Source organism: Citrobacter sp. (assembly GCF_050252275.1).
Classification (GTDB): domain Bacteria; phylum Pseudomonadota; class Gammaproteobacteria; order Enterobacterales; family Enterobacteriaceae; genus Citrobacter_A; species Citrobacter_A amalonaticus.
In genome coordinates this window covers 1-9,057 of record NZ_JBFWLF010000190.1, presented here as the reverse complement: position 1 = coordinate 9,057, position 9,057 = coordinate 1, and the positions used below count along the sequence as shown (strand labels likewise).

Sequence of the window (9,057 nt, the reverse complement as noted above, 5' to 3'; positions counted from 1 at the left end):
CAGCGCGAGCACACGTTCAATCACCATTTCTCGCGTTTCGAGGTTTAGCACCTGAATCTGCTCAAGGAATAACAGGAATCCGCGGCAACTGGCATCCAGTCGGTCACACTCTTCTGGGGTATAAATACGCACAGAGAGAGGATCGGAGGCGAGCTGCATCGGCTCGGCAAGACCTTCCTGGTAGTCAGCAAGCTTTTCCAGCCACAGGAGCGCGTTGTAGATGTCTTCACGATCAAAACCAGCGTCGGTAAGATCCCGTTCAAGTTTGTCCTGATCCACACGTAATTCAGCTTCATTGTGGATATATGTCTCAAACAAATACATTAGTACGTCGAACATGGCATGCCCTCCTCAATCGGACATAGCCGCCGGGTACAACTGCGATCCATCCTGCTAACTCCAGTTCGAGTAGCTGAGCCACTACCTCTGGCACAGGTTGGCCGGCACGTTCAGCGACGACGTCAACAGGTGTTACCTCATCTCCTACGTTAGCCAGGAGCTCGGGAAATGGCAATGCTGCGCCTTCCTGATCTGATGAATAAAGTGATTTTTCAGGCTCATCTGGCAGCCAATGCAAGCCGTACTGCAAATTTTCCATGATTTCCTCTGGGGCCGTCACAAGGGTGGCACCCTGCTTCACCAGCCAGTGTGGCCCTTCGCTTCCGGGGCTGCCGAGGGGGCCAGGGATAGCGAACACCTCTCGTCCTTGCTCTAACGCACAGCGCGCGGTGACCAACGAGCCACTGCGTAATGCCGCCTCAACCACCAGAACCCCTTTACTCAGACCGCTAATGATACGGTTCCGGCGGGGAAAGTTGCGCGGTAAAGGGGCCATCATTAACGGAAATTCGGACACCAGCGCGCCTCCCGTTTCCAGCAACGCATCGGCCATCCCGGCATGTCGGCGGGGATAGACGGATTGCAGGCCGTTGCCTAATACGGCAATGCTTTTCCCCTTTGCCTGGATCGCCGCCCGATGGGCGATGCCATCAATACCTCGCGCCAGACCGCTGGTAATGGTGATATCCCAACTGGCCAGTTTCTCACAAAACATCTGCCCCCATCGTTCGCCATACCAGGACGGCGTTCGGCTTCCCACGATGGCGAGTTGAAAATCATGGAGACATCGCGGGGAGCCAACGACAAAAACCGCACCGGGATAATCTTCAATGGCGCGAAGCTGCGCAGGATAATCTTCACTGTCTGCCAGTAATAAGTCATGGTGCGGCAACTCAAGCCAGCGAAGGGTTCTTTCCAGTTCTTTTTCCGGAAAGGTCAAAAAGCGCGTTGCCTGGGAAGGGGAAAGGCCGGCACGCCGCAATGCGGCGATATCAATAGCCGGCTGTGATATCAGTCCGTGAGCGACGCGCACCATCTCATCGCCGAACAACTCATTCACAGCCATTAAACGTAGCCAAATTTCGGTACGGGTCATCCTTATCCCCCTGCCACAAGCAGTCTTAGCAATCTTTGCGATTGGTCACTGATGCTGTCAATCAGGGGGGGATTTGTCTAGAATAGAGGTAATAATCTTTCCAACTCCTGAACACAACTCTGGATAACTATGTCAGTTTTGCAAGTGTTACATATTCCGGACGAGCGCCTTCGCAAAGTCGCAAAGCCGGTAGAAGAAGTGAATGCAGAAATTCAGCGTATCGTTGATGATATGTTCGAGACGATGTACGCGGAAGAAGGTATTGGCCTCGCAGCAACGCAGGTTGATATTCATCAGCGGATTATCGTCATTGACGTGTCGGAAAATCGTGACGAACGCCTGGTGTTAATTAACCCGGAACTGCTGGAAAAAGAAGGCGAGACCGGTATTGAAGAAGGTTGTCTGTCTATTCCGGAACAGCGTGCTTTAGTGCCGCGTGCTGAGAAAGTGAAAGTTCGCGCGCTCAATCGCGAGGGTAAACCGTTTGAACTGGAAGCCGACGGCCTGCTGGCTATCTGTATTCAGCACGAGATGGATCACCTGGTCGGTAAACTGTTTATCGATTATTTGTCACCGCTGAAGCAGCAACGTATTCGTCAGAAAGTTGAGAAACTCGACCGCCTGAACGCACGAGCTTAAGGACAAGAATCACCGTGTCAGATTCACTACGTATTATTTTTGCGGGTACACCTGACTTTGCAGCGCGTCATCTTGACGCGCTGTTGTCTTCTGAACATCACGTCGTCGGGGTATTTACCCAGCCCGATCGCCCGGCAGGTCGGGGAAAAAAACTGATGCCGAGCCCGGTAAAAGTGCTGGCAGAAGAAAAAGGCATTCCGGTTTTCCAACCCGTTTCCTTGCGCCCGCAGGAAAACCAGCACCTGGTTTCTGACCTGAATGCAGATGTTATGGTCGTCGTCGCGTATGGTCTGATTCTGCCGAAAGCCGTGCTGGATATGCCGCGTCTCGGCTGCATTAACGTCCACGGTTCGCTGCTGCCGCGCTGGCGCGGCGCGGCGCCCATTCAACGTTCTCTTTGGGCTGGGGACGCTGAAACGGGCGTGACCATTATGCAAATGGACGTGGGTCTCGATACGGGCGATATGCTCTATAAGCTCGCCTGCCCCATCACCGCGCAAGACACCAGCGGCACGCTGTACGACAAGCTGGCGGATCTTGGTCCGCTGGGGCTGATCGAAACGCTGAAGCAGTTAGCTGAGGGCCGTGCAAATCCGCAAGTGCAAGATGAATCGCTAGTCACTCACGCAGAAAAGCTCAGTAAAGAAGAAGCGCGCATCGACTGGTCGCTTTCTGCGGCACAACTGGAACGTTGCATTCGCGCATTCAATCCCTGGCCAATGAGCTGGCTGGAAATTGACGGCCAGCCGGTAAAAGTCTGGCAGGCATCCGTAATAGCGACGCCGACGCTGGCAGAACCGGGAACCATCCTTGACGCCACGAAACAAGGCATTCAGGTCGCGACCGGCAATGGAGTCCTGAACCTGCTCTCATTGCAACCCGCCGGGAAAAAAGCGATGAGCGCCCAGGATCTTCTGAATTCACGTCGGGAATGGTTCATTCCTGGCAACCGTCTGGTCTGACGGTCACTTCTGATAACGCCCGGTGTTACCGGGCCTTTTTATTTTTGCGGTTATGAATAAGAAACTTAACTTACGCAGTATGGCGGCGCAGGCCGTTGAACAGGTCGTCGAGCAAGGGCATTCACTGAGCAATGTCCTGCCGCCGCTACAACAAAAAGTCTCCGATAAAGACAAAGCGCTGCTACAGGAACTCTGTTTTGGGGTTCTGCGTACGCTGTCGCAACTCGACTGGTTGATCAACAAACTGATGTCCCGCCCAATGACGGGAAAACAGCGCACCGTGCACTACCTGATCATGGTGGGATTCTATCAATTACTGCATACCCGAATTCCTCCACATGCAGCGCTGGCGGAAACGGTCGAAGGCGCCGTAGCGATAAAGCGCCCTCAGCTTAAAGGGCTAATAAACGGTGTTCTGCGTCAGTTCCAGCGTCAACAAGAAGAACTACTCGCGGAATTCGCCAGCAGCGACGCGTGTTTTCTGCACCCGGGATGGCTACTTAAACGCCTGCAAAAGGCGTACCCCACCCAATGGGAAGCGATTATTGATGCCAACAATCAGCGCCCCCCGATGTGGCTACGTGTGAATCGCATACACCATACGCGCGAGAGCTGGCTGGCATTGCTCGAAAACGCCGGGATGAAAGGTTTCATTCATCCCGACTATCCTGATGCCATCCGTCTGGAAACACCCGCACCGGTCCATACACTTCCGGGGTTCGATGAAGGATGGGTCACCGTTCAGGACACCTCTGCTCAGGGGTGCGTGGCCTTCCTTGCTCCGCAAAACGGCGAACACATTTTAGATCTGTGTGCAGCACCAGGCGGTAAAACCACCCACATCCTCGAAGCGGCTCCCGAAGCAAACGTGCTGGCAGTTGATGTGGATGAACAACGACTCTCCCGCGTTTATGACAACCTGAAACGTCTTGGGATGAAAGCGACGGTTAAGCAGGGTGATGGGCGTTTTCCTGCACAATGGTGCGGCGAGCAGCAGTTTGATCGTATCCTGTTAGATGCCCCCTGCTCTGCAACCGGAGTTATCCGACGTCACCCGGATATCAAATGGCTCCGCCGCGATCGGGATATTACCGAACTGGCAAAGCTACAGGCTGAAATTCTTGATGCCGTCTGGCCGCATCTGAAATCCGGCGGCACGCTGGTCTATGCCACCTGTTCCGTTTTGCCGGAAGAGAACAGTCAGCAAGTTCACGCCTTCTTACAGCGTACGACGGATGCCATGCTTAGCGAGACAGGCACACCCGAAATGCCGGGTCTTCAAAATCTGCCGGGTGCAGAAGACGGTGATGGCTTCTTTTACGCTAAGCTAATCAAAAGTGATGGGATAACGGGTCACGACTGATGAAAATAATCATTCTGGGCGCAGGACAGGTGGGTGGAACGCTGGCAGAGAACCTGGTCGGCGAGAACAACGACATCACCGTGGTGGATACCAACGGTGAACGCCTGCGCAGCCTGCAGGATAAGTTCGATCTGCGTGTCGTTCAGGGACACGGCTCGCACCCACGCGTGCTGCGTGAAGCCGGGGCGGATGATGCGGATATGCTGGTTGCCGTGACCAGTTCTGATGAAACGAACATGGTTGCCTGCCAGGTGGCTTATTCGCTGTTTAATACGCCGAACCGAATCGCCCGTATCCGCTCTCCCGATTATGTCCGTGATGCGGACAAGCTGTTCCACTCAGAAGCCGTACCTATCGATCACCTGATCGCGCCCGAACAACTGGTCATCGACAGCATTTACCGCCTGATCGAATATCCAGGCGCATTACAGGTCGTCAATTTCGCAGAAGGCAAAGTGAGCCTTGCCGTCGTAAAAGCCTATTACGGTGGCCCACTGATCGGGAACGCGCTCTCAACGATGCGGGAGCATATGCCGCATATCGATACCCGCGTTGCGGCGATTTTCCGTCACGACAGACCGATCCGCCCACAGGGCTCCACCATTGTGGAAGCGGGCGACGAAGTCTTCTTTATTGCCGCTTCCCAGCACATTCGTGCTGTGATGAGCGAACTGCAACGCCTCGAAAAGCCTTACAAGCGCATCATGCTGGTTGGCGGCGGTAACATCGGTGCAGGTCTGGCGCATCGTCTGGAAAAAGATTACAGCGTGAAATTGATCGAACGCGATCAACAGCGCGCTGCCGAGCTGGCCGAAAAACTTCAGAATACGATCGTCTTTTTTGGCGACGCCTCGGATCAAGAATTGCTGGCCGAAGAGCATATCGATCAGGTCGATCTGTTTATTGCCGTTACCAACGACGATGAAGCTAACATCATGTCAGCGATGTTGGCTAAGCGCATGGGGGCGAAAAAGGTGATGGTGTTGATTCAACGCCGCGCTTATGTCGATCTTGTTCAGGGTAGTGTGATCGATATCGCGATCTCTCCCCAGCAAGCAACCATCTCGGCTCTCCTTAGCCATGTGCGAAAAGCGGACATCGTTGGCGTCTCTTCATTACGCCGTGGCGTCGCGGAAGCGATTGAAGCTGTCGCTCACGGCGATGAAAGTACCTCACGCGTTGTCGGCCGAGTCATCGACGAGATCAAACTTCCGCCAGGCACGATTATTGGTGCTGTCGTGCGTGGTAACGATGTGATGATTGCCAATGACAACTTACGCATCGAACAAGGCGATCACGTCATTATGTTCCTGACGGATAAAAAGTTTATTACCGACGTCGAACGCTTATTCCAGCCAAGTCCTTTCTTCCTTTAACATTGAAGGGTGCGTTGTTTGCACCCTTTTTAATCCCCTGATTTATCAAGGATTAATTCATAATCTTAATCTCAATACTTAAATGGCAAATGCCTTAACATTTGTTAAACTTATTAACGTCAGCTGCATAGGGAGAATATAATGAGCATTATTAAAGAGTTTCGCGAATTCGCGATGCGCGGGAATGTTGTCGATTTGGCAGTGGGTGTCATTATCGGTGCGGCGTTCGGTAAAATTGTATCGTCACTGGTTGCCGATATCATTATGCCGCCGCTGGGTTTGTTAATTGGTGGGATCGATTTTAAACAGTTTGCTGTGACGTTGCGTGATGCGCAGGGAGATATCCCGGCCGTTGTGATGCATTATGGCGTGTTTATTCAGAATATCTTCGACTTTGTGATTGTCGCCTTTGCTATTTTCATGGCAATTAAGCTCATTAACAAACTCAATCGTAAGAAAGAAGAGCCGGCGGCTGCACCTGCACCGACGAAAGAAGAAGTCTTGCTTACTGAGATCCGCGACCTGCTGAAAGAACAGAATAATCGTTCTTAACAGACCGCAGAAAGCAGAAGGCCAGTGGTAAAAAAGTGATTCACTTTCTTGCCACTGGCCTCCCAGTTACCCCGGTTACCGTGTTTGCCTTTACGTAAATAACTCCCTTTCCCTTTCTTATTCTTTTCAACACGCTGTCTGAATAGAGGGTCATGCAATAATGCCTCAATGGCATTGTCCTTTATCTGCCCTTTTGTATGCTGATAACGACTCATAATAGCTCCAGTTTGTAGTTTAACGGCGGGAGTGTAGTCCCACCTGTCTGATAAATCAACAGCCCGACGCCACTCCACTGGCTCCTTGTTCAAGAGCTTCCAGAATTGAGCAGTACACACTGCTATGCGCAGTGCCACAGCAGGCATCGTTCAAACGCTGCAATGAACGCTGCATGCTTTGCAGTTCGGCAATACGAGCTTCAACTTCTTTCAGCCTTTCCTGCACGATCCCTTTGGATTCCTGACAGGTATGATGTTCAGGATCGATACGGATCGATAACAATTCACGGATCGACTCAAGGGTAAAGCCAAGCTGTCGGGCATAGCGGATGAATTTAAGCCGTTGAAGATCCTTTTCCGTATATAACCGGAAACCGCCTTCTGTGCGCACCTCATGCTCCATCATCTGCTGCTTTTCATAGTAGCGGATCGTATCAGGGGTCACTTCCGCCAGCTTTGCTAACTCACCAATGCGATACATGTCCACTCCATTAATTATCGTTAATTTTATGCAGTAACTTATCAGCATACTCACCGCGTAAAAATTCCGTGCTCAGACCGGACTGCCGCAGCTTCAGTTCCAGCAGTGACAAACGCCGACTCACTTCCTGATACTGCGGATCATCCTGCCGCAGGCCGCTCAGCAGATCCAACAACTGGATGGCTTCTTTCCGCTGCTCCAGTTCGGGTGGGAGACAGCCTGCGTTCTTCAGTAAGCGATAACCGGCACGTAGCTCATCAGGCACATGTGAATCATCATCCAGCACCAACGGTTGGCCAGCGCCGCGAAGATCTTCAAACTCACCTTTTCTTTGTGCATCGATGATATGACGCTCTGCCCACTGGTCCAGTAACCACATAATGACTCCAGGGGATGAACAAAAAGAGTACAGATATTGTAGATAAGTGGGGGTGCTGCGGATATAAAAAAACCCGCCGAGGCGGGTTTTTTTACGTTACTACAGATTACTCTGCAGCAGCTTCTGCTTTCGACTCAGAGCGATCAACCAGCTCGATGTATGCCATCGGCGCATTGTCGCCTGCACGGAAGCCACACTTCAGAATGCGAGTGTAACCACCGGCGCGGCTCGCGAAACGCGGGCCCAGCTCGTTAAACAGTTTTGCCACGATCTCGTTATCACGAGTGCGGGCGAATGCCAGACGACGATTAGCTACGCTATCAGTCTTGGCAAGAGTAATCAGCGGCTCAACTACGCGACGCAGCTCTTTCGCTTTAGGCAGGGTCGTCTTGATGATTTCATGACGAACCAGTGAACCTGCCATGTTGCGGAACATAGCCTGGCGATGGCTGCTGTTGCGGTTCAGTTGACGACCACTCTTACGATGGCGCATGACCTTATCCTTCTCAGTAAAACCTTAACCTGTGATCCGGTTACTCGTCAGCGATGCTTGCCGGTGGCCAGTTTTCCAGGCGCATGCCCAGAGACAGTCCACGGGAAGCCAGCACGTCTTTAATCTCAGTAAGAGATTTTTTACCAAGGTTAGGCGTCTTAAGAAGCTCAACCTCAGTACGCTGTACCAGATCACCGATATAGTGGATAGCTTCTGCTTTAAGGCAGTTAGCAGAGCGGACAGTCAATTCCAGATCGTCAACAGGGCGCAGCAGGATCGGATCGAATTCTGGTTTCTCTTCTTTCACTTCCGGCTGACGTACATCACGTAAATCAACGAAAGCTTCCAGTTGTTCTGCCAGAATGGTCGCCGCACGACGAATCGCCTCTTCAGGATCGATTGTGCCGTTGGTTTCCATTTCGATGACCAGCTTGTCCAGGTCGGTACGCTGTTCTACACGCGCTGCTTCAACATTGTAGGCAATACGCTCTACAGGGCTGTAGCATGCGTCGACCAGCAGACGGCCGATTGGGCGCTCATCTTCTTCCGAATGAATTCGGGTAGAAGCCGGCACATAACCACGACCGCGCTGAACTTTGATACGCATGCTAATAGACGCGTTCTCATCGGTCAGGTGGCAGATCACGTGCTGCGGCTTGACGATTTCGACATCCCCGTCATGGGTAATGTCGGCTGCAGTCACAGGGCCAATGCCAGATTTATTCAAGGTAAGAATAACTTCATCTTTACCCTGAACTCTCACCGCCAGCCCTTTCAGGTTGAGCAGGATTTCCAGGATATCTTCCTGAACGCCTTCTTTGGTGCTGTACTCATGTAGTACACCATCAATCTCAACCTCGGTCACCGCGCAACCCGGCATCGATGAGAGCAGAATACGGCGCAGTGCGTTACCCAGAGTATGGCCGAAGCCACGCTCTAAAGGCTCAAGGGTCACCTTGGCGTGCGTCGAACTCACTTGCTCGATATCTACCAGGCGCGGTTTTAGAAACTCTGTCACAGAACCCTGCATTGTGTCCTCTCTTTGGTACTAAGCTTTACTTGGAGTAAAGCTCGACGATCAGGTGTTCGTTAATGTCCGCAGACAGATCAGAACGTTCTGGCTGACGCTTGAACGTACCTTCCATCTTGCCAGCATCAACTT

The 9,057-nt window shown here is 52.3% G+C and carries 12 protein-coding genes and 1 pseudogene; 5 read left to right on the top strand and 8 right to left on the bottom strand.

Features of this window, described 5'->3' with window-relative positions; translation table 11 throughout:
- Together smg and dprA are read right to left on the bottom strand one after the other, a co-directional pair.
- The coding region (smg, locus tag AB7E14_RS15710) for a DUF494 family protein Smg (RefSeq protein ID WP_428169655.1) at window positions 1-339 on the bottom strand (339 nt) is incomplete at its 3' end.
- A complete protein-coding gene (gene dprA, locus AB7E14_RS15705) occupies window positions 311-1,435 on the bottom strand; it encodes a DNA-protecting protein DprA (protein WP_044327218.1) in 1,125 nt (374 codons plus the stop codon). The genes smg and dprA, both read right to left, overlap by 29 nt.
- Before the next feature lie 129 nt (window positions 1,436-1,564).
- On the opposite strand from dprA, the gene def reads away from it, so the two are divergent.
- The 5 genes from def (at window position 1,565) to mscL (ending at window position 6,327) form a co-directional block, all read left to right on the top strand.
- A complete protein-coding gene (def, locus tag AB7E14_RS15700; RefSeq protein WP_044257544.1) occupies window positions 1,565-2,074 on the top strand; it encodes a peptide deformylase in 510 nt (169 codons plus the stop codon).
- Window positions 2,075-2,088: 14 nt separating this feature from the next.
- The gene (fmt, locus tag AB7E14_RS15695; RefSeq protein WP_044327219.1) at window positions 2,089-3,036 is read left to right on the top strand and encodes a methionyl-tRNA formyltransferase; all 948 of its coding nucleotides are present in this window, start codon (window positions 2,089-2,091) and stop codon (window positions 3,034-3,036) included.
- Window positions 3,037-3,088: 52 nt separating this feature from the next.
- Entirely contained in the window at window positions 3,089-4,399 is a 1,311-nt protein-coding gene (rsmB, locus tag AB7E14_RS15690; RefSeq protein ID WP_044327236.1) for a 16S rRNA (cytosine(967)-C(5))-methyltransferase RsmB, read from the top strand.
- The gene (gene trkA / locus AB7E14_RS15685; protein ID WP_042998372.1) at window positions 4,399-5,775 is read left to right on the top strand and encodes a Trk system potassium transporter TrkA; all 1,377 of its coding nucleotides are present in this window, start codon (window positions 4,399-4,401) and stop codon (window positions 5,773-5,775) included. Before rsmB ends, trkA begins: the two co-directional genes overlap by 1 nt.
- A gap of 141 nt (window positions 5,776-5,916) precedes the next feature.
- Window positions 5,917-6,327, top strand: a complete 411-nt coding sequence (mscL, locus tag AB7E14_RS15680; protein WP_042326268.1) for a large-conductance mechanosensitive channel protein MscL — start codon at window positions 5,917-5,919, stop codon at window positions 6,325-6,327.
- On the opposite strand, the gene arfA is transcribed toward mscL, so the two are convergent.
- The 6 genes and pseudogenes from arfA to rpsD all read right to left on the bottom strand — a co-directional run.
- Window positions 6,324-6,542 carry an alternative ribosome-rescue factor ArfA gene (gene arfA / locus AB7E14_RS15675; protein ID WP_042998373.1) on the bottom strand — a complete coding sequence of 73 codons (219 nt, stop codon included), beginning with the start codon at window positions 6,540-6,542 and terminating at the stop codon, window positions 6,324-6,326. The genes mscL and arfA overlap by 4 nt on opposite strands.
- Before the next feature lie 55 nt (window positions 6,543-6,597).
- A complete protein-coding gene (gene zntR, locus AB7E14_RS15670) occupies window positions 6,598-7,023 on the bottom strand; it encodes a Zn(2+)-responsive transcriptional regulator (RefSeq protein WP_044327743.1) in 426 nt (141 codons plus the stop codon).
- A gap of 10 nt (window positions 7,024-7,033) precedes the next feature.
- Entirely contained in the window at window positions 7,034-7,402 is a 369-nt protein-coding gene (locus AB7E14_RS15665) for a DUF1992 domain-containing protein (protein ID WP_044327744.1), read from the bottom strand.
- A gap of 106 nt (window positions 7,403-7,508) precedes the next feature.
- Window positions 7,509-7,895 carry a 50S ribosomal protein L17 gene (gene rplQ / locus AB7E14_RS15660; RefSeq protein WP_001216372.1) on the bottom strand — a complete coding sequence of 129 codons (387 nt, stop codon included), beginning with the start codon at window positions 7,893-7,895 and terminating at the stop codon, window positions 7,509-7,511.
- Between the two features lie 40 nt (window positions 7,896-7,935).
- On the bottom strand, window positions 7,936-8,925 hold the full coding sequence (locus AB7E14_RS15655; protein ID WP_001162094.1) for a DNA-directed RNA polymerase subunit alpha: 990 nt from the start codon (window positions 8,923-8,925) through the stop codon (window positions 7,936-7,938).
- A gap of 25 nt (window positions 8,926-8,950) precedes the next feature.
- Window positions 8,951-9,057, bottom strand: a pseudogene (rpsD, locus tag AB7E14_RS15650) (30S ribosomal protein S4); the annotation flags it as partial.

Coding starts and splice junctions, on each gene's coding strand:
- dprA (WP_044327218.1), bottom strand. CDS start 1,435: ATGACCCGTACCGAAATTTGGCTACGTTTAATGGCTGTGAATGAGTTG.
- def (WP_044257544.1), top strand. CDS start 1,565: ATGTCAGTTTTGCAAGTGTTACATATTCCGGACGAGCGCCTTCGCAAA.
- rsmB (WP_044327236.1), top strand. CDS start 3,089: ATGAATAAGAAACTTAACTTACGCAGTATGGCGGCGCAGGCCGTTGAA.
- trkA (WP_042998372.1), top strand. CDS start 4,399: ATGAAAATAATCATTCTGGGCGCAGGACAGGTGGGTGGAACGCTGGCA.
- mscL (WP_042326268.1), top strand. CDS start 5,917: ATGAGCATTATTAAAGAGTTTCGCGAATTCGCGATGCGCGGGAATGTT.
- arfA (WP_042998373.1), bottom strand. CDS start 6,542: ATGAGTCGTTATCAGCATACAAAAGGGCAGATAAAGGACAATGCCATT.
- zntR (WP_044327743.1), bottom strand. CDS start 7,023: ATGTATCGCATTGGTGAGTTAGCAAAGCTGGCGGAAGTGACCCCTGAT.
- AB7E14_RS15665 (WP_044327744.1), bottom strand. CDS start 7,402: ATGTGGTTACTGGACCAGTGGGCAGAGCGTCATATCATCGATGCACAA.
- rplQ (WP_001216372.1), bottom strand. CDS start 7,895: ATGCGCCATCGTAAGAGTGGTCGTCAACTGAACCGCAACAGCAGCCAT.
- AB7E14_RS15655 (WP_001162094.1), bottom strand. CDS start 8,925: ATGCAGGGTTCTGTGACAGAGTTTCTAAAACCGCGCCTGGTAGATATC.